The organism is Streptomyces sp. NBC_00988 (assembly GCF_045162645.1).
Classification (GTDB): Bacteria; Actinomycetota; Actinomycetes; order Streptomycetales; family Streptomycetaceae; genus Streptomyces.
On the sequence record NZ_CP108730.1, the window covers coordinates 9274839 to 9292725 of the forward strand.

Sequence of the window (17887 nt, forward strand, 5' to 3'; positions counted from 1 at the left end):
TCAGGCCTGCTGCTGGAGTTCCGTCTTCGTGGCCGTCTTCGCCTCACGCTTACGACGCTTGCGTTCCGAGCGCGGCTCCTGGTCCGGCAGCCAGCCGAACGTCATGCAGCTGCCCACGATGCCCAGCAGCAGCCCGATGAAGAAGCCGCCGAGGTTCGAGGTGAGCCAGCTGCCCAGGGTGCAGAGGATGCCGACGATCGAGTAGAAGAGGCGCTGGCCCGGGCTGAAGAGGATCAGCAGTCCGCACAGGAGCATCATCACCGGGAGCAGATAACCGGTCATGCCCTGCATCCCGATGTGCATCGCGACCTTCAGCGACACCTTCTCCGTGAGCAGGATCTCCGCCCCGCCCAGGGCGAGCAACAGCCCGCCCCAGAACGGACGGCGGGCCCGCCACCGCCGGAAGGCGGGCCCTCTCCCCTGCTGTGGCAGGTTCTCCGACATCAGCAACCCGAGTCGCTGAAGCTGAGCTTGAGACCCGGCAGCTTGAACACACCCGCCGTGGTCGCGTAGTTGGTCTGCCGCAGGTTGTCGATGTGCACGGTGTCGGCCTGCTGGCTGAAGACACCCTTCTTGCCCTGCACACCCGCCTTGTTGAGCGTGCTGGCGTCGTTGCCGATCTCGATGTTGTTGAAGGACGCGTCACCCGACAGCTCGGTCGAGTCGGTCGTCAGGTTGTTCGCCGTCACCTTCGTCGAGCCGCTGCCCGCCTTGATCAGCAGGTTGACCCCGCCCAGGTCGACGCTCTGGCACAGGCTGTCCAGCGTCGCGTTCTTGATGGCGGAGGTGATGATCAGGACCTGCCCGCCGGTGTCGCCCTCGTTCGGGCTGTTCGGGATCATGTTGTCCAGGTCGCCGAACTGCTCGAAGCCGGTGCCGTCGAGCGACTTGGCGGTGACCGTGAACGGCATGCCCGAGATGGAGAACTGCACCCCCAGGGCGCCCTGGGCGGTGAGCACCGCGAGGGTCGCGGCGACCAGCGTGGCCGGCACCGCCATGACCGCGGCGCGGCGCAGTCGGACCTGACCGCGTCTCTCGGGCCCCTCGGCGGTCTCGGGTACGGAACCGCTTTCCGGCTGCTCAGGGGTGTTTCCGTTGGACGGGTTGGCGTCCGAGGGTGAAGCCATGTCTGCTCCCATGTGCTGCTCTGGTTCAACGCGAGTCGGTATCGAAGTGGCGCGTTGTCCTGGCGCGGACAGCGAGTGCGGCGCACCCTCCCCCACAACTCCCGGCGGGTGCAAGGGCTTTCAAGGTTACGCAGCAGTAGCCGTCGAGGAAGTTACCGGGGGTTACATTGAAGGGTCAAGGGAGTTGTGAAAAAAGAGTGTCGATGATGCGCCACCTGTGAGGCAAGACCTTCCCGCACCTCCGGCGAGCCCCGGCTTGTACATCAACTTGCCCTGCATCTCTTGACGTTGACGGACACTCAGGTCTACAACTCTCCCTTGTTTGCCGGATCCGTGGCGCCGGATCCGCCGCGCGGCACGAGCCGCGTTCCCGGACTTCCCTTTCCGCAGGGGCACTTCACACCCTCAGAGTCCGAACCCCGCGGCCCGGCACGGCCGCTTCCCCTTGGTCGTGCCGTCCGCCCCACCGCCCGGCCCGGCCGGAGACCCTCAACCCCCGCGGGCCTCCGGCCGGTCACCGGCCGGCCGCCGTCCCGGCCCGTCGCGTACGGAGAAGGCGTCACGGGCCGGCGGCGGCGAACTCGGGCGCCCCGACCCCCAGTTACCCCACCCCCCAAGAACCCCCCGGTTCGACCCTCCACTTCGAAAGAAGAGGTACACCCGCATGCGCACTCGCACCGTCCTCACCCTCGTCGGCTCCGTCGCCGCGCTCACCCTCCCCTTCATCGCCCCGGCGTCGGCGGCCGACACCGTGCTCACCACCGGCAGCCTCGGTGGTACGGCTGTCGCCGTCGGCGACGTGCTGACCGCGCCCCTGGCCACCGGCACCAGCGCCACCCTGTACTCCAGCGCGACCGGCACCAGCGGCATCAAGTGCACCTCGTCGCAGTTCACGGCGACCGTCACCGACAACCCGACCGCGCCGGGCACCGCCACCGAGTCCGTCTCCGGGCAGACCTTCGACAGCAGCAGCTGCACGAGCAACGTCCTCGGCGTCCTCGGTGTCTCCAGCATCACGGTCGACAACCTGCCGTACAGCACCGCGGCCGTCTCGGACGGCACCCTGACCGTCACCCCGGCCAGCGGCTCCACCATCCAGACCACGGTCAAGCTGACCACCCTGCTGGGCAGCATCACCTGCGTCTACCAGGCGCCCAGCCTGAGCGGCACGTCGAGCAACACCGACACCAGCATCAACTTCACCAGCCAGGCCTTCACCAAGACCTCGGGCTCGTCCCTGTGCTTCAGCGCGGGCTACTTCACCGCGAAGTACGCCCCGGTGACGGACGGCGGCGCCGCGGTCTACACCAACTAGAAGGAGGTCGACCGAGAAGCAAGGTCGACGTAGTGAGCAAGTAGGGCCTGTACGCGTCGAGTTGGAGGTCAGCGTCGACGCAGTCGCAGGGCCAGGGCGGCGCCCCCGGTGAGTACGAGCACCGCGGCGGCGCCGCCCGCCACCATGGGCGCCGAAGGACCGCTCGAAGCGGCGTCGGTGTCGGACGCCACCGGGCTGCTGCCCGGCGCCGTGCTCTCCTCGGCCGGGGACGCCTTCTGTGCCGTAGTCGATTCACCGGCCTTCGCCGAAGGGCTCGCGGCCGTAGGTGACTTGGTCGTGGAGGACGACGGACTCGCCGTACCGCCCTTCGAGTTGGCGGTCCCCGTCGACGAGGAAGACGAGGAAGAGGTGCCGCCGCCCGGGAACACCACGTCCGAGCACGAGTAGTACGTGTCCTCGGTACTGCTGTTCTGCCAGATGGTGTAGATGAGTTGGCGTCCTGTCCGGCCCGTCGGCAGCGTCGCCTTGATGCGGTACGCGCCGCCGGTCAGCGGCGGGTCCTTCACCTCGGCGAACGGCGTCGTCGGCAGTTCGGACCAGGTCAACGGCTTCGACGCGTCGTAACCGGCCTTCGTCAGATACAACTTGAACGTGCCGGTGTGCGCGATCGTCGACGCGTAGGTCATCGTCAGCTTCGCCCCCGGAGTCAGCCGCGTAGACGGCCAGTCGGTGCGCGCGAGGTTCAGCCCCTTGTAGTCGGCCAGGCCACCGCTGCACAGCTTCCCGTCGGGGATCAGCTGCCGGTCGCGGCCGTTGATGTCGGGGACCCGGATGTTGTCCCAGAAGGTGAAGGGCCCCCCGTTCGCCGCCACGGCGGCCTTGCAGGCCGTCGACCCGGCCGCGCTGCCGCCCTGGGGCGAGCAGGCGTAGACCCGGCTGACCGGATAGGTCGGCGCCCCGTGCGCCTGCGCCGGACCCGCCGCCCAGACGGTGAGCAGCAGCGGGGCCATGGCGGCGGCCGCCATGGCAGTGCGATGTGCGGTCATCCGGGACATCCGGAACGTCTCCTCGGCCGGGGGCGGCAACGGTCTGTTCGTGCAATACGGGAAGCGGGCCCGGCGCGTTCAGTCCGTCCCCCTTGCCGCGAATCCGGATGTATCCGGTCAACGGCCCGATGTTCAGGGGTGGTTTCCGGCCTGATCGAGGGTTTCCCCCGTATCCGTATGACCTTCTCTTTGCCTATCGTTTGACCACAGCTGACCCACAGGCGACCCCTGTCGAGGTGGCCGCCCGCGCCCGGCGCTCTCTGGTTCGACCCCCCACCGCTTCGACGACGAAGCGCATCGACCGCCGCTCCGCGCTGCTTTGGAGTACGGCCACGAAAGGCAAGCCCTTGCGCACTCCTACGGCATTCCCCACCGGACGGACCCTGATATCCGTCGCCGTGGTCTCCGCGGCCCTCCTCGTCACGGCCGTCAACGCGGTCGCCGTCGCCCAGGTGCCCCCCACCCAGGCCGCCTCACCGGCCCTGCCCGGACAGACCGAGGCCGCCCCCGGCACCCTCGCCGAGCGCCTCATCGTCGGCTACAAGTCCGGTGCCGCAGAAGCGAGTTCGAACCGTGCCGCCGCGGCCGACGCCACCGCCAAGGGCAAGGAGACCGGCGAGAGCGTCGGCTTCCAGCGCCGCCTCGGCACCGGCGCCGCCCTGGTCGGCCTCGGCAACGCCCGCAGCACGACCGAAGTCGCCGACGTCATCGCCGAGTTCAGGTCCGACCCGCAGGTCTCCTACGTCGTACCGGACCGGCTGAACACCCCGCAGGCCGACCCGAACGACACCGGGTACAGCAAGCAGTGGGACCTCTTCGAGTCCACCGCCGGGATGAACGTGCCCGCCGCGTGGCCGACTTCGACCGGCAGCGGTGTCACCGTCGCCGTCATCGACACCGGCTACGTCACGCACTCCGACCTCGCCGCGAACATCGTCGCCGGCTACGACTTCATCAGCGACACCGCCGTCTCGGTCGACGGCGACGGCCGCGACAGCAACCCGGCCGACCCCGGCGATCATTACGCCGCGAACGCGTGCGGTTCGGGCATCGGGGCGAGCAACTCCTCCTGGCACGGCACCCATGTCGCGGGCACCATCGCGGCCGCCACCAACAACGGCAAGGGCATCGCGGGCATCGCCTACGGCGCGAAGATCTCCCCGCTCCGCGTCCTCGGCAAGTGCGGCGGCTACGACTCCGACATCATCGACGCCATCACCTGGGCGTCCGGCGGCAGCGTCTCCGGCGTCCCCGCCAACGGCAACATCGCCAAGGTCATCAACATGAGCCTGGGCGGCGACGGCGCCTGCACCTCGGCCACCCAGAGCGCGATCACCGCCGCCGTGAACCGCGGCACCACGGTCGTCGTGGCCGCGGGCAACGACAACGACAACGTCGCGAACCACTCGCCGGGCAACTGCGCCAACGTCATCTCCGTCGCCGCCACCAACCGCGCCGGCGCCAAGGCGTCCTACTCCAACTACGGCTCCGGCGTGGACATTTCGGCCCCCGGCGGCCAGACCAGCACCGGCACCGCCAACGGCATCTACTCCACGCTGAACTCCGGCACGAAGACACCGTCCACCGAGTCGTACGCCTACTACCAGGGCACCAGCATGGCCACCCCGCACATCGCGGGCCTGGTCGCGCTCATGAAGTCGGCAGACTCCGCGCTCACCCCGGCGCAGATCGAGGCGGCCATCAAGGCCAACGCCCGTGCCCTGCCCGGCAGTTGCTCCGGCGGCTGCGGCGCCGGACTCGCGGACGCGGCCAAGACGGTCCGGGCCGTGAGCACCGGCAGCGGCAACGTGCCCTCCGCCCGGTAGTCCGGCGGCACAGGGGATCCACGGAAACCGACCGACTGACCCGTACGGCGAGGCACTTCTTCGGAGGTGCCTCGCCAGGGCGGTCGGTCTTCTGTTTGGCCGGGAAGCGGCGCTGACACGTGCCACAGCAACCGAAAGTGGTCAAGAGCCGGGGCAGGGGTGACAGAGAGACGCAAGTGATGGGAACGTGAGGGGTGTTGGTGGTCTTCGGGTACAAGGTCGACACCGCCGGACGGTGAGCTACTGTGTACAGGGGGTAACAAAAAACGGCATGGGCCGTTGTTTTTCCTTCATCGGGAGTGTTTCAGTCGATGGCGAGGCAGCTACGGGCCGAACAGACCCGCACAACGATCATCACGGCCGCCGCCGAGCTGTTCGACCGGCAGGGCTATGAATCCACCAGCCTGAGCGACATCGTCGACCAAGCCCAGGTCACCAAGGGCGCCCTGTACTTCCACTTCGCGGCCAAAGAAGACCTGGCCCACACGATCCTGGAGATGCAGGCCAAGGCCTCGCGCCAGATCTCCAAGGAGATGGACAGCAGAGGCTACTCCTCACTGGAGACATTGATACGTGTCACTTTCGGCATGACACGGCTGGCCGTCGACGGCCCCATCCCGCGCGCCGGACTCCGGCTCGCCGCGGGGGAGATCGAGGTACGGCCCCCGATGCCGCACCCCTTCGCCGAGTGGCTGGACATCGCCTCCCGCAAACTCACGGGCGCCGTCGCGGAGGCCGACGCACACCCCGACACCGACGTGGACGCCGTGGCCCGTACGCTCATCGGCCTCTTCGTCGGCATCCGCGTCCTGGGCCGCACCCTCGAACCGGTGGCGTTACAGCCCCGCAGAACAGCGGAGATGTGGCACCTGGTGATCCGCGGCCTGGTCCCCGTCCCCCGCCGCGCCCGCTATCTCAGCCTCGCCGCGCGCCTGGAGCGGGAGATCGAGACCGACTGACCCGCCCGGTACGGTGAGGCGCATGCCCGACACCCCCACCGCGCCCGTGATCCTCGGCAACGAGCCCGGCTCGTTCCCCCGCAGCGTGCTGGCCGAACGGCACCCCGCGATCATCCAGCAGGTCCGCGACGCCTTCCCCTACGGCCCCGAGCAGCACCGCGCCCTCGACGCCCTCCTGAAGAACTGCACCGAGGGCGCGATCGAACCCCTCCCGGCCGACGCCCCCGACCACGACCAGTGGGCGGCGTGGGGCACCGACACCTACGCCGGACAGTCCTGGTACGACGTGCCCTGGCTCTGGTCCGAGAGCTACTTCTACCGCCAACTCCTCGAAGCCGTCGGCTACTTCGGCCCCGGCGCCTGGCAGGGCATCGACCCGTTCCGCCCCGCCAAACGCGCCGAACTCGACGCCCCCGAGACGGACGAGGAACTCGCCGCACTCGACGAGCTGGAGACCAAGTCAACGGAGGAACGCGCCAACTCCCTTCTGCACGGCTCCCTTTGGGGCAACCGCGCGGACCTCGGCTTCCGCCTCTCGGCAGCGGGATCAGGAGTGGGAAGGGGAGCGGGAGCTGAACCGGCCGAGTCGCAGACCCCGGTCCCGGCGCTGGTGGCCGACGACAGCGAACTGTTCTGGTCGCTCCTCTCCGGCACCGGCACCCTCTGCCTCGTCGCCGACAACGCCGGCCGTGAACTCATCCCCGATCTCCTTCTGTTGGCCCATCTCCTCGACCAACGACGCATCGAGCGGGCGGTGTTGCACATCAAGCCGCACCCGTACTACGTCTCCGACGCCACGACCGCCGACGTGGTCGACGCCCTGCACCGGCTCGTCGGCGCGCCGGGCGCGGCGGCGACGTACGGCCGCCGGCTCTGGTCGGCCATGGCGGACGGCCGCCTCACCGTGCGGGCCCACCCCTTCTCCTGCGCCCCGCTGCCGTACGCCGACATGCCCGCCGACCTCAGCGCCGAGTTCGCCGCGGCCACCCTGACGATCGTGAAGGGCGACCTCAACTACCGCCGCCTGGTGGGTGATCGCCGCTGGGCCCCCACCACACCGTTCGCCGACGTCACCGCGTACTTCCCGGGTCCGGTCGCCGCCCTGCGCACCCTCAAGTCCGATGTGATCACCGGCCTGGACGCCTCCACGGAGTCCGCGCTGGTCGAGGCGGAGGGACAGCGCTGGCGTACGGGCGGCACCCATGCGCTGATCCAGGTGCGGGGGGTGTCCCCGGCGCCCGCCGTGTAGTTGGCTCGGTCACCGACGTTCTTGTCGGACGTGTCGTCGCGCGAGGGGAGTACGACCGAGATGCGTATCGGAGTGGCACCGCACCGTCTGTGGCCCGACGCGGAGGGGGAGTTGGACGAGGTCCTCCAAACCGCCGTCAGGGCCGAGGAGTTGGGGCTCGACCATGTCTTCGCGAGCGGTCACGCGGTGGCCGGTGACCTGGGGGTGACCCCGGACCCGCTGGTCCTGCTGGCCGCGATCGCCGGCGCGACCCGGCGGATCGGGCTGGTCACCAGCATCCTGGTCCTGCCCCTGTACAACACGCTCGTCCTGGCCCACCAGACCGCCACCCTCGACCGGCTCTCCGGCGGCCGATTCACGCTCGGCGTCGGCACCGGCTGGGACGCCGAGGAGTTCGCGGCCGTAGGCGTCCCGTTCGCGGGCCGGGGCCACCGAATGGACGAACAGCTCGCTGTAGTACGGCAGTTGTGGCGCGGCGAGGGTTCACAGCGGCTCGGGGTGGTGCCGCGTACCGAAGGCGGTCCGCCGGTGTGGATCGGCGGACAGAGCGACGCGGCACTGCGCCGGGCCCTGCGGTTCGGCGACGCGTGGCACGGGTCCGGGGTCGATGCCGAATCGCTCACCGGGGTGCGGGCGCGGCTGGTCGCGCTCGGCGAAGAGGTGGGACGCGACCCTGGCGAACTGGCCTTGACGGCAGGCCTGTTCCTCGTGCCGCCCGGGTTCGCGCCCTCGGTGAAGGTGCCGGGCCGGCCGCTGGGCGGGGAGGACGCGACAGCCGAGAGCGTGCGGGACGAACTGGGCCGGCTGTCCGACGCCGGGCTCGTCTCCGCTTCGCTGTGGCTGCCGGTGGCCACGGAGGCGTTGCCGGACGCGCTCGCGTGGGTCGCCGGGGAACTCGTGTCGCGCCTTCCCTAGGCGGTGGACGAAGTGCGGGGGAGCGAACGTCACAAGACGGGGGAAAACTCATGGGTTCGCCGCTGATTCACGCGATGGTGTGATCATGTCCCCCGCCCGGGATGGCCGTTGAGAGCCGCGGGTAGGGCCCGGCCATGACCCAGCCGTTCGAACTCCCGCACTTCTACATGCCGTATCCCGCGCGCCTCAACCCGCATCTGGACGAGGCCCGCGCCCACTCCTCCACGTGGGCCCGCGAGATGGGCATGCTGGAGGGCTCCGGGATCTGGGAGCAGGCCGACCTCGACGCGCACGACTACGGCCTGCTCTGCGCCTACACCCACCCCGACTGCGACGGGCCCGCCCTGTCGCTGATCACCGACTGGTACGTGTGGGTGTTCTTCTTCGACGACCACTTCCTGGAGATCTTCAAGCGCAGCCAGGACCGCGCGGGTGGCAAGGCCTACCTGGACCGGCTGCCGCTGTTCATGCCGCTGGATCTCTCGACTCCCGTACCGGAGCCGGAGAATCCGGTCGAGGCGGGGCTCGCCGACCTGTGGGCGCGCACGGTGCCCTCGATGTCCACCGAGTGGCGCCGCCGCTTCGCCGTCTCCACCGAGCATCTGCTCAACGAGTCCCTGTGGGAGCTGTCCAACATCAACGAGGGGCGGGTCGCCAACCCCGTCGAGTACATCGAGATGCGCCGCAAGGTGGGCGGCGCGCCCTGGTCGGCGGGGCTCGTGGAGTACGCGACCGCCGAAGTGCCCGCGTCCGTCGCCGAGGAGCGGCCGCTGCGCGTGCTGATGGAGACGTTCTCCGACGGCGTCCACCTGCGCAACGACCTCTTCTCCTACCAGCGGGAGGTCGAGGACGAGGGCGAGCTGAGCAACGGCGTGCTCGTCCTGGAGACCTTCTTCGGCTGCACCACCCAGGAGGCCGCCGACACCGTCAACGACGTCCTCACCTCCCGGCTCCACCAGTTCGAGCACACCGCGTTCACCGAAGTGCCCGCCGTGGCCCTGGAGAAAGGTCTCACCCCGGACGAGGTCAGGGCCGTCGCCGCCTACGCCCAGGGCCTGCAGGACTGGCAGTCCGGCGGCCACGAGTGGCACCTGCGCTCCAGCCGCTACATGAACGAAGGCGCCCTCGACAACTCGTCGTTGAACGGCCCGACCGGCATCGGCACCTCCGCCGCCGACATCGGCGCCCTGCTCGCCGCGGCCGGCGCCGAACGGCTGCGCGCCTACACGCACGTCCCCTTCCAGAAGGTCGGACCGTCCCAACTCCCCGATTTCTACATGCCGTTCGAGGTCGAACTGAGCCCGCATCTGGACGGTGCCCGCGTCCGCCTCGTCGACTGGATGCACTCCGTGGGCATGCTGGAGGAGGGCGTCTGGGACGAGGAGAAACTCGCCGCGGCCGACCTCCCGCTCTGCTCCGCCGGCATCGACCCGGACGCCACCGAGGCGGCCCTCGACCTCAGCTCCCGCTGGCTCGCCTGGGGGACCTACGGCGACGACTACTACCCCCTCGTCTACGGCATCCGCGGCGACCTCGCCGCCGCCCGCGTCACCACGGCCCGCCTCTCGGACTGCATGCCCGTCGAGGGACCGGCTGTCATCGTGCCGGTCAACGGCATGGAACGCGGGCTCATCGACCTGTGGGCCCTCACGACCGCCGAGATGCCCCTGGACGACCGGCGCACCCTGAAGGCCGCGATCAACACGATGACCGAGAGCTGGGTCTGGGAGCTGGCCAACCAGATCCAGCACCGCGTCCCCGACCCGATCGACTACCTGGAGATGCGCCGCGCCACCTTCGGCTCCGACCTCACCCTCAGCATGTGCCGCATGGGCCACGGCCCGAAGGTCCCGCCCGAGGTCTACCGCACCGGCCCCGTCCGCGCCCTGGAGAACGCGGCCATCGACTACGCCTGCCTCCTCAACGACGTCTTCTCCTACCAGAAGGAGATCGAGTACGAGGGCGAGGTCCACAACGCGATCCTCGTCGTGCAGAACTTCTTCGGCATCGACTACCCGACCGCACTCGGCGTCGTCCACGACCTCATGACCCAGCGCATGCACCAGTTCGAACACGTCGCCGCGAACGAACTGCCCATCGTCTACGACGACTTCGACCTCTCGGACGAGGCACGCGAGATCATGCGGGGCTATGTGACCGACCTCCAGCACTGGATGGCGGGCATCCTGAACTGGCACCGCGAGGTCGACCGCTACAAGTCCGCGTACCTGGCGAGGCGTTCACACGGCTTCGTACCGGACCGGGTACCAGCGCTGCCGTTCGCCTGACAGCCCCTCAGCCGAGATCCCTGGGGTCCTGGACCCGCTCCGCCACGCCCTCGGCGAGCTCTCGTACGGCCGTCGCGGCGGCCCCCGAGAGCTCGCCGCGTATCTCGTCGGCGGCGACCAGGGCGGTGCGGGCCGCCTCAGAGAGGTCCGCGTCGGCCAGGTCGCGCGCCAGGGCGTAGTGCTCCTCGGCGATGAACCGGCCGAGGTTCGTGCCCTCCCAGTGCCGGAGGGAGTCGTCGCCGGGGGCGGACAGGATCTCCCGCAGAACCGCCAACGTCCGTCCTGCCTGGGTGAGTTGGCCGGTCTCGCGCTCCAGGCGGGCCTGTGTCCGCCAGGCCGAGACGCGGTCCCACGCCGTGTCCTGGAGGGCGGCGTAGAGGCGCTGGGCGCGCAACGCCTGGGGGAGATCGTCCAGTTGCTCGAAGTCGCGGGCGAGCGAGGACAGGGGAGACGCGTCCAGCGTCTTCGGCATGCCCGGTCGCCGCAGCACGCCCTGGTCCATGGTGATCTCGTCGAGCCTGCGGATCAGGGTGGCCCGGGCCAGCTCGGTCAGCCCCTGGTCGGCGGCCAGGTCGGTCCACGTGTCCGACGGCTCGTCGGACGGGTCCGTACCGAAGAAGACCTCGTCCAGACCGAGCGCCCACTCCCGCAGCGCCGCCCCGTCCGCGTCCGGCCCCGGCATCTCGCTCAGCCCGCACGCGGTGTCGAAGTCCGTCTTCCGCACCTCGTGCAGCAGCGGCAGATCCTCGGTGTGGCCGTGCAGCCCCACCAGCACGGCGGCGAGCCGCAGTTCGTCCGTCATCGACGACTCTGCTTCGTACCGCAGCAGATACCGCAGCAACTCCAGATCGCCGTCCGCGCGGTCGAACTGCGCGGCCCGCAGGGCGAGTCGGCGCCGTACGGGGTCCTCGGCAGTCGCGTCCCACACCGTGCGGTCGCCCGTCCGCAGCGCCGCGAGATCCGCCCGCCCCCGGGCGAGCACCGGCTCCCACAGAGGGGGACGGGGATGACGGTCCAGGAGGTCGTAGGCGCAGCCCTCCTCGGCGTTGAGGAGCAGGAAGTCGGGCTCGGTGCGCAGCAGGGCGGTGTGCAGCATGGCGATCAGCTCGACCGGGGAACGCTCGGGCAGGCCCAGGGCGGTGCGGAGTTCGGGCCTCGCCTCGTCGATGCCGTAGTCCTCGCGGAACTCCTCCTCCGTCTCCGCGACCCGGGCCAGGATCTTCTCCGGGCCGTCGGCCGGGGAGAGGTCCAGATGGTCGCGCCAGCCCGGCAGACCGATCATGATCTCCAGCGCCTCGTCGACCGTCGAGCCGATGATCCCGGCCGAGCCCTCGGAGTCGGCGTACAGCACGGACCCGTCTACGCACACGAAGTACGTACCGCCCGTGCCGTCGCCCGCGACCGGACGCAGCGGGCCGCCCGAGGCCAGCCGGACCGGCTCGACGTGGTCGGCCCGGTCCAGGTCGAAGTCGAAGGGGAACACGGCCAGTTCGGCCAGGTGGGCGTGCTGTCGGAGCAGCCGCAGAGCGTGATCGGTCATGTCACTGAACGTAACAGCCGCCACTGACAACGGGCCCGGCCCACCGCACACACCCGGTCGGCACGGGCCCTCGCCGCCGTGACGCGTCCCGCTTCCCTCTCCTGACCCTCGGTCAGTCTCACTCGTTCGTGGCACGTCGCGCGCCGGTGCGCCGGGTAGAGCATCTGCCGGAGGCGATCCATGGAACAGACTGCGTTGCGTCCCAAGCCGATGCCCGGTCAGGAACCCGGCGGCGGTACCAAGCCCGGCCCCACCCGGCGCCCGCACGCCGCGCGGCGTCGCGGCCGACGGCTCATGACCCTGCTGTTCGGCCTGTTCGTCGGGACCGTCCTGGTGCTGACGGGCGTCGGGCTCGGCACGGTCGGCGCCACGGTGATCGGCATGAGCAAACTCGCCGAGATGCAGCGCCAGGCGGCCGGGCAACCGGCGCCGACGGCCCGTCCCACCGGCCGGCCCGCGTCCTCCGCGAGCCCGACGCCGTCACCGTCGCCCACGCCCGCCGCGGCGACACTCGGCGTGGAGGCCGTGGACGCCGAGAAGGCGGGCGCCCTGATCGTCGGAGTCCACATCCCCGGCCCCGGCTACACGGCCGGCCTGATCCGCGGCGACGTCCTGCTCACGTTCGGCGGCAACCGGGTCGACTCGGCGGCCGACCTCGCGCGCGCGGTCGCGCGTGCCCACCCCGGGGACGAGGTCACGATCACGGTGCGGCACCACAGCGGAGGCTTCCAGCAGTTCACCGTGGTCCCCGGGTACGTCGTCTGACACCACATCGCGCGTCCCCCTGGAGGTGGCCCACGACGTGACGCCGATCGGCGGCCGGGACAGCACCGAACGCGATGCCCGGACCGGGGAAGTCCCGCCGATCGGCTCGCGTGGCCCTCCGGGTGCGGGCAGGATGCTGACCGTAGCCCCGTTCCGTCCGTCCTCGGAGGCCTGAATGACCGGTAGCACGCCCGTGCCCTTCACCGCCGCCGACTACAGGGCCCGCATGGACCGCGCCGCGCGGGCCGCCGCCGACGCCGGTCTCGCGGGGCTCCTGGTCGCTCCGGGACCGGACCTGGTGTGGCTCACCGGCTACGCGCCCACCGCGGTCACCGAACGGCTCACCGTGCTCGTCCTGGCCCCCGGCCGCTCCCCGGTCCTCGTCGTGCCCATCCTGGAGGCCCCCGACGCGGCCAAGGCGCCCGGCGCCGACGCCCTCACCCTGCGTGACTGGACCGACGGCAAGGACCCCTACGCCGCCACCGCCGCCCTCCTCGACGCGACGGGCCGCTTCGGCATCAGCGACAACGCCTGGTCCATGCACCTGCTCGGACTCCAGAAGACGCTGCCCGACACCACCTACGCCTCCCTCACCGACGCGCTGCCGATGCTGCGCGCGGTGAAGGACGCGGCGGAACTGGACCTCATGGCGGCCGCCGGAGCGGCCGCGGACGCAGCGTACGAGGAGATCCGGAAGGTTCCCTTCGCCGGCCGCCGCGAGTCCGACGTCGGCACCGATCTCGCCGATCTGCTACGGCAGTTCGGGCACTCCCAGGTCGACTTCACGATCGTCGCCTCGGGCCCCAACGGAGCCAACCCGCACCACGAGGTGGGCGACCGCGTCATCCAGCAGGGCGACATGATCGTCCTGGACTTCGGCGGCCTCAAGGACGGCTACGGCTCCGACACCTCGCGCACGGTCCACGTCGGCGAACCCGACGACGAGGAACAGCGCGTCCACGACCTCGTCCGCGAGGCCCAGGAGGCAGGTTTCCGCGCGGTACGCCCCGGAGTCGCCTGCCAGGAGGTCGACCGCGCCGCCCGCGCGGTCATCGACGACGCCGGATACGGCCCCTACTTCATCCACCGCACCGGCCACGGCATCGGCGTCACCACGCACGAGCCGCCGTACATGATCGAGGGCGAGGAACAGCCCCTCGTGCCCGGGATGTGCTTCTCCGTGGAGCCCGGCATCTATCTGCCCGGCCGCTTCGGGGTACGCATCGAGGACATCGTCACCGTCACCCAGGACGGCGGGCGGCGGCTCAACAACACGGCACGCGAGATGGCCCTGGTGGACTGACGACGACCAGGAGCCCCCGACACCCCGAACGGCGACGGCGCGACCATGACCCAGGCACCGACACCCACCGCGGACACCGTCCGCCAGCTGGTCCGTTCCCTGCTCAAGGACGGTACGGCCGACGGTGCCGGACCCGAGATCAGGCCCGTCGCCGAGGGCGGCGAGCACGCCACCTGGTGGGTCGGCTCCCGCCATGTCCTGCGCCTCGCCCCGGACCGTGCGGCCACCCTGCGGCAACGCCGTGAACTGCGCCTGCGCGACCTCGTACGGCCGTATCTCCCCGTCGCGGTTCCGGCGAGCGTGGCGCACGGCGAGTGGGCGCCCGGGCTCACCTACACGCTCGACACCAAGGTGCCCGGCCGCTCCGGCGAGGACCAGGACGTCTCCGCCGTCGGTGAGGCCGACCTGGCCGGGCTGCTCACCGGGCTGCGCGAGGTGCCCGCCCGGCAGGCCGAGTCGCTCGGGATCCCGCGCGCCGCACCGCGCTCCCTGGAGGAGCTGCGCCGCGCCGCCGAGCAGGCCGCCGAACGCCTTGCCGCCGCCGACGAGTTCGACGCCGCACGCCTCCACCAGCTCACCCAGCCCGGCGCGATCCAGCTCGCCGCCCAGCTCGGTACCGCGGTCCTCGTCCACCACGACCTCAAGGGCGAACACCTTGTGGTGAGCACCGACGGCCGGGTGCGCGGGGTCCTGGACTGGACCGACGCGACCCTCGGCGACCCCGCCGAGGACATCGCCGGGCTCGCCCTGGCGGTCGGTTCTCCCGCCGCCGTACGCGCCGCGACCCTCGCCGGCTACGGCGCCCGCCCCTGCCTGCGCGGCCTCTGGCTCGCCCGCTGCGACACCGTCGTCCGCCTCGCCGACCACCTCAAGGGCCGCGACGCCGGACCCGTCCCGCTCCTCAGGACCCAGCTACGACGCACCTGGGAGGCGATCCTGCTGGAACGGGTGACGGAACTGCGGGACGGCGAGGGGGAGTTGTAGCACGTAAACGTTCGCGCAAGCGTTTACGGAGCGCGACGTAAACGCTTGCGCGAACGTTTACGTCAGCCGTCCGCAAACGATTGCGCAAGCGTTTACGCCTGCGCCAGCACCACGCACGACTCCCCGGGCAGCCGCAGCAACCCGTCCGCCCCCGGCGCCTCCACCGGCTCCCACGCGGCCAGGATCTCCGCCGGGCGGGTGCCCAGGGGGATCGCGGCCGGTTCCTTTCCGAGGTTCACGGCGACGCGTACGTCTCCGCGGCGCAGCGCGAGCCAGCGGGCGTCCTCGTCGTAGGCCACCTTCGTGTCGGTGAGGTCGGGGTCCGTGAGGTCGGGCTGTTCATGGCGGAGGGCGATGAGCCGGCGGTACCAGGCCAGTACGCGCGCGTGGGGCTCGTTCTCCGGCTCCGACCAGTCGAGGCAGGAGCGGTCGCGGGTCGCCGGGTCCTGCGGATCGGGTACGTCCTCCGCGGCCCAGCCGTGCGACGTGAACTCCCGCCGCCTGCCCTGCCGTACGGCCTCCGCGAGGTCCGGGTCGGTGTGGTCGGTGAAGAACTGCCAGGGCGTGCCCGCCGCCCACTCCTCGCCCATGAACAGCATCGGCGTGAAGGGTCCGGTCAGGGTCAGCGCGGCGGCGCAGGCCAGCAGCCCGGGGGAGAGGGACGCCGAAAGACGGTCCCCCTGGGCGCGGTTGCCGACCTGGTCGTGGGTCTGGCTGTAGCCGAGGAGACGCTGCGCGGCCACGCGCGTGCGGTCGAGGCGGCGGCCGTGGTGCCGGTCCCGAAAGCTCGAATAGGTGCCGTCGTGGAAGAAGCCACCGGTCAGCGTCTTGGCGACCGCCGCGAGCGGGGCCCGCGCGAAGTCCGCGTAGTAGCCCTGCGATTCACCGGTCACCGCGGTGTGCAGGGCATGGTGGAAGTCGTCGTTCCACTGCGCGTGCAGCCCCAGGCCGCCCTCCGCGCGGGAGGTGACCACACGCGGGTCGTTCAGGTCGGACTCGGCGACCAGGAACAGCGGCCGGCCCGTCTCGGCGGCCAACGTGTCGACGGCGGCCGACAGTTCCTCCAGGAAGTGGCACGCGCGCGTGTCCTGCAGCGCGTGCACCGCGTCCAGCCGCAGCCCGTCGATCCGGTACTCGCGCAGCCACGCCAGCGCGCTGCCCAGCAGGAACGCGCGCACCTCGTCCGAGCCGGGCGCGTCCAGGTTGACCGCGCTGCCCCAGGGGGTCTGGTGCGTGTCCGTGAAGTACGGGCCGAACGCGGGCAGGTAGTTCCCGGACGGGCCGAGGTGGTTGTGCACCACGTCGAGCACGACTCCCAGGCCCAGTTCGTGGGCCCGGTCGACGAACCGCTTGAGTCCCTCGGGGCCGCCGTAGGGCTCGTGCACGGCCCACAGCGAGACGCCCTCGTAGCCCCAGCCGTGCCGGCCGGGGAACGGGCACAGGGGCATCAACTCGACGTGTGTGACGCCCAGTTCGACGAGATGGCCGAGCCGGTCGGCCGCCGCGTCCAGGGTGCCCTCGGGCGTGTACGTGCCGACGTGCAGCTCGTAGAGCACCGCTCCGGGCAGCGGGCGCCCGGACCACGCGGCACGCCACGCGTACCGCTCGTGGTCGACGACCGCGCTCAGCCCGTCCGGGCCGTCCGGCTGCCGGCGGGAGCGCGGGTCGGGCAGCGGCGGGCCGTCGTCCACCGAGAACCCGTACCGCGTGCCGTCCTCCGCCTCCGCCTCGCCGCTCCACCACCCCACGCGCTCGGGATCGCGCTCCAACGCGCGCGTGGCGCCCTCGCAATGGAGCGTCACACGGTCTGCCTCTGGTGCCCACACCTCGAACTGCACGGACGGTTCCCCTTCGTCTGCTCACCGGGATGTAGCCCGTCCATCGTGCGTCAAACGAGATCAATCCGCTTTTGAATCCACCCCTTTGGCGCAGGTGTCGTCATCTTCACGCGCGTGCGTGCCGTTTCCGCGTCTTCTGGACACCCGGGGTTCACTGCCCGACAATCACGAACGTGACGTCGTCCTTCGAGTTCCACACGTACCCCGCGCGGATCTCCGACGCGGAGCGCGACAAGGCGCTCAGGGTTCTCCATGACGGCGTCGCCATGGGGCGGTTGTCCCACGACACGTTCATCCGGCGCATGGAGCTGGCGCTCGCCGCCCGCCGGTCCGAGGACCTCGTGCCGCTCACCGCCGACCTGCCCACCGAAAGCCGCCTCTCCCGCGCGCTGTTCGGCACCGTGGAGGCCGTCTCCGGCTTCACCGTGCGACTCCGGAGGGCCTGGCAGGCCGAGCGGCTCCCCAAGCTGCTGCTGCCCCACCCGGGCAACGGACATCCCCTGCGCATCGGCCGCGACCCCGCCAACGGGCTGCGCCTGACCCACGAGACGGTGTCCCGGGTGCACGCCGAACTGAGCCGCCAGGGCGGCATGTGGGTGCTGCGCGACCTCGGTTCGACCAACGGCACGACGGTCAACGGCCGACGGGTGATCGGCGCGGCCGTCGTCCGCGAGGGCGACCAGATCGGCTTCGGCCGGATGGCGTTCCGGCTCGCCGTCACCTGAGCCCGAACGCAGCCCCACCTCACCTCTGGCCTGGGCATTACCCGAT

General features: G+C 70.8%; 14 protein-coding genes and 1 pseudogene. 10 read left to right on the top strand and 5 right to left on the bottom strand.

Annotated features, from left to right (window positions below; all coding sequences use genetic code 11):
- Nucleotides 1-444 carry a DUF6114 domain-containing protein gene (locus OG496_RS42035; protein WP_405974589.1) on the bottom strand — a complete coding sequence of 148 codons (444 nt, stop codon included), beginning with the start codon at nucleotides 442-444 and terminating at the stop codon, nucleotides 1-3.
- Complete coding sequence (locus OG496_RS42040; protein WP_405974590.1) at nucleotides 444-1127, bottom strand: DUF6230 family protein; 684 nt, start codon at nucleotides 1125-1127, stop codon at nucleotides 444-446. Before OG496_RS42040 ends, OG496_RS42035 begins: the two co-directional genes overlap by 1 nt.
- 664 nt (nucleotides 1128-1791) lie before the next feature.
- Between OG496_RS42040 and OG496_RS42045 the strand changes: the two genes are divergently transcribed.
- Nucleotides 1792-2442: a Tat pathway signal sequence domain protein gene (locus OG496_RS42045; protein WP_366493103.1), complete on the top strand. Its 651-nt coding sequence runs from the start codon at nucleotides 1792-1794 to the stop codon at nucleotides 2440-2442.
- Nucleotides 2443-2510: 68 nt separating this feature from the next.
- Here OG496_RS42045 and OG496_RS42050 read toward each other — a convergent pair whose 3' ends face one another.
- Nucleotides 2511-3458 (bottom strand): lytic polysaccharide monooxygenase, encoded by a 948-nt coding sequence (locus tag OG496_RS42050; protein WP_405974591.1) that lies wholly within the window; start codon nucleotides 3456-3458, stop codon nucleotides 2511-2513.
- 338 nt (nucleotides 3459-3796) lie between these two features.
- Here OG496_RS42050 and OG496_RS42055 point away from each other — a divergent pair.
- The 5 genes and pseudogenes from OG496_RS42055 to cyc2 all read left to right on the top strand — a co-directional run.
- A pseudogene (locus OG496_RS42055) lies at nucleotides 3797-5254 on the top strand (S8 family peptidase); the annotation flags it as partial.
- A gap of 332 nt (nucleotides 5255-5586) precedes the next feature.
- The gene (locus OG496_RS42060) at nucleotides 5587-6234 is read left to right on the top strand and encodes a ScbR family autoregulator-binding transcription factor (protein ID WP_366493101.1); all 648 of its coding nucleotides are present in this window, start codon (nucleotides 5587-5589) and stop codon (nucleotides 6232-6234) included.
- A 22-nt stretch (nucleotides 6235-6256) separates the two neighbouring features.
- On the top strand, nucleotides 6257-7483 hold the full coding sequence (locus OG496_RS42065; protein ID WP_405974592.1) for a damage-control phosphatase ARMT1 family protein: 1227 nt from the start codon (nucleotides 6257-6259) through the stop codon (nucleotides 7481-7483).
- 60 nt (nucleotides 7484-7543) lie between these two features.
- Nucleotides 7544-8398, top strand: coding sequence for a TIGR03619 family F420-dependent LLM class oxidoreductase (locus OG496_RS42070; protein WP_405974593.1), 855 nt, complete (start codon nucleotides 7544-7546; stop codon nucleotides 8396-8398).
- Between the two features lie 134 nt (nucleotides 8399-8532).
- Nucleotides 8533-10686, top strand: a complete 2154-nt coding sequence (gene cyc2 / locus OG496_RS42075) for a germacradienol/geosmin synthase Cyc2 (RefSeq protein ID WP_405974594.1) — start codon at nucleotides 8533-8535, stop codon at nucleotides 10684-10686.
- A 7-nt stretch (nucleotides 10687-10693) separates the two neighbouring features.
- Here the strand turns inward: cyc2 and OG496_RS42080 are convergent, their stop codons facing one another.
- Nucleotides 10694-12226: a hypothetical protein gene (locus OG496_RS42080; RefSeq protein ID WP_405974595.1), complete on the bottom strand. Its 1533-nt coding sequence runs from the start codon at nucleotides 12224-12226 to the stop codon at nucleotides 10694-10696.
- Nucleotides 12227-12406: 180 nt separating this feature from the next.
- On the opposite strand from OG496_RS42080, the gene OG496_RS42085 reads away from it, so the two are divergent.
- The 3 genes from OG496_RS42085 to OG496_RS42095 all read left to right on the top strand — a co-directional run bounded on the left by OG496_RS42085 (nucleotide 12407) and on the right by OG496_RS42095 (nucleotide 15278).
- Complete coding sequence (locus OG496_RS42085) at nucleotides 12407-12991, top strand: PDZ domain-containing protein (RefSeq protein WP_405974596.1); 585 nt, start codon at nucleotides 12407-12409, stop codon at nucleotides 12989-12991.
- A 175-nt stretch (nucleotides 12992-13166) separates the two neighbouring features.
- Entirely contained in the window at nucleotides 13167-14294 is a 1128-nt protein-coding gene (locus OG496_RS42090; RefSeq protein WP_405974597.1) for a M24 family metallopeptidase, read from the top strand.
- Nucleotides 14295-14339: 45 nt separating this feature from the next.
- Nucleotides 14340-15278: a phosphotransferase family protein gene (locus OG496_RS42095; protein ID WP_405974598.1), complete on the top strand. Its 939-nt coding sequence runs from the start codon at nucleotides 14340-14342 to the stop codon at nucleotides 15276-15278.
- A 92-nt stretch (nucleotides 15279-15370) separates the two neighbouring features.
- Here OG496_RS42095 and treZ read toward each other — a convergent pair whose 3' ends face one another.
- A complete protein-coding gene (gene treZ / locus OG496_RS42100) occupies nucleotides 15371-17116 on the bottom strand; it encodes a malto-oligosyltrehalose trehalohydrolase (RefSeq protein ID WP_405974599.1) in 1746 nt (581 codons plus the stop codon).
- Nucleotides 17117-17289: 173 nt separating this feature from the next.
- Here treZ and OG496_RS42105 point away from each other — a divergent pair, with 173 nt between their 5' ends.
- Complete coding sequence (locus tag OG496_RS42105) at nucleotides 17290-17841, top strand: FHA domain-containing protein (RefSeq protein ID WP_405974600.1); 552 nt, start codon at nucleotides 17290-17292, stop codon at nucleotides 17839-17841.
- Nucleotides 17842-17887: the final 46 nt, after the last annotated feature.

Coding starts and splice junctions, on each gene's coding strand:
- OG496_RS42095 (WP_405974598.1), top strand. CDS start 14,340: ATGACCCAGGCACCGACACCCACCGCGGACACCGTCCGCCAGCTGGTC.
- OG496_RS42065 (WP_405974592.1), top strand. CDS start 6,257: ATGCCCGACACCCCCACCGCGCCCGTGATCCTCGGCAACGAGCCCGGC.
- OG496_RS42045 (WP_366493103.1), top strand. CDS start 1,792: ATGCGCACTCGCACCGTCCTCACCCTCGTCGGCTCCGTCGCCGCGCTC.
- cyc2 (WP_405974594.1), top strand. CDS start 8,533: ATGACCCAGCCGTTCGAACTCCCGCACTTCTACATGCCGTATCCCGCG.
- OG496_RS42060 (WP_366493101.1), top strand. CDS start 5,587: ATGGCGAGGCAGCTACGGGCCGAACAGACCCGCACAACGATCATCACG.
- OG496_RS42070 (WP_405974593.1), top strand. CDS start 7,544: ATGCGTATCGGAGTGGCACCGCACCGTCTGTGGCCCGACGCGGAGGGG.
- OG496_RS42050 (WP_405974591.1), bottom strand. CDS start 3,458: ATGTCCCGGATGACCGCACATCGCACTGCCATGGCGGCCGCCGCCATG.
- OG496_RS42090 (WP_405974597.1), top strand. CDS start 13,167: ATGACCGGTAGCACGCCCGTGCCCTTCACCGCCGCCGACTACAGGGCC.
- OG496_RS42035 (WP_405974589.1), bottom strand. CDS start 444: ATGTCGGAGAACCTGCCACAGCAGGGGAGAGGGCCCGCCTTCCGGCGG.
- OG496_RS42085 (WP_405974596.1), top strand. CDS start 12,407: ATGGAACAGACTGCGTTGCGTCCCAAGCCGATGCCCGGTCAGGAACCC.
- OG496_RS42040 (WP_405974590.1), bottom strand. CDS start 1,127: ATGGCTTCACCCTCGGACGCCAACCCGTCCAACGGAAACACCCCTGAG.
- OG496_RS42080 (WP_405974595.1), bottom strand. CDS start 12,226: ATGACCGATCACGCTCTGCGGCTGCTCCGACAGCACGCCCACCTGGCC.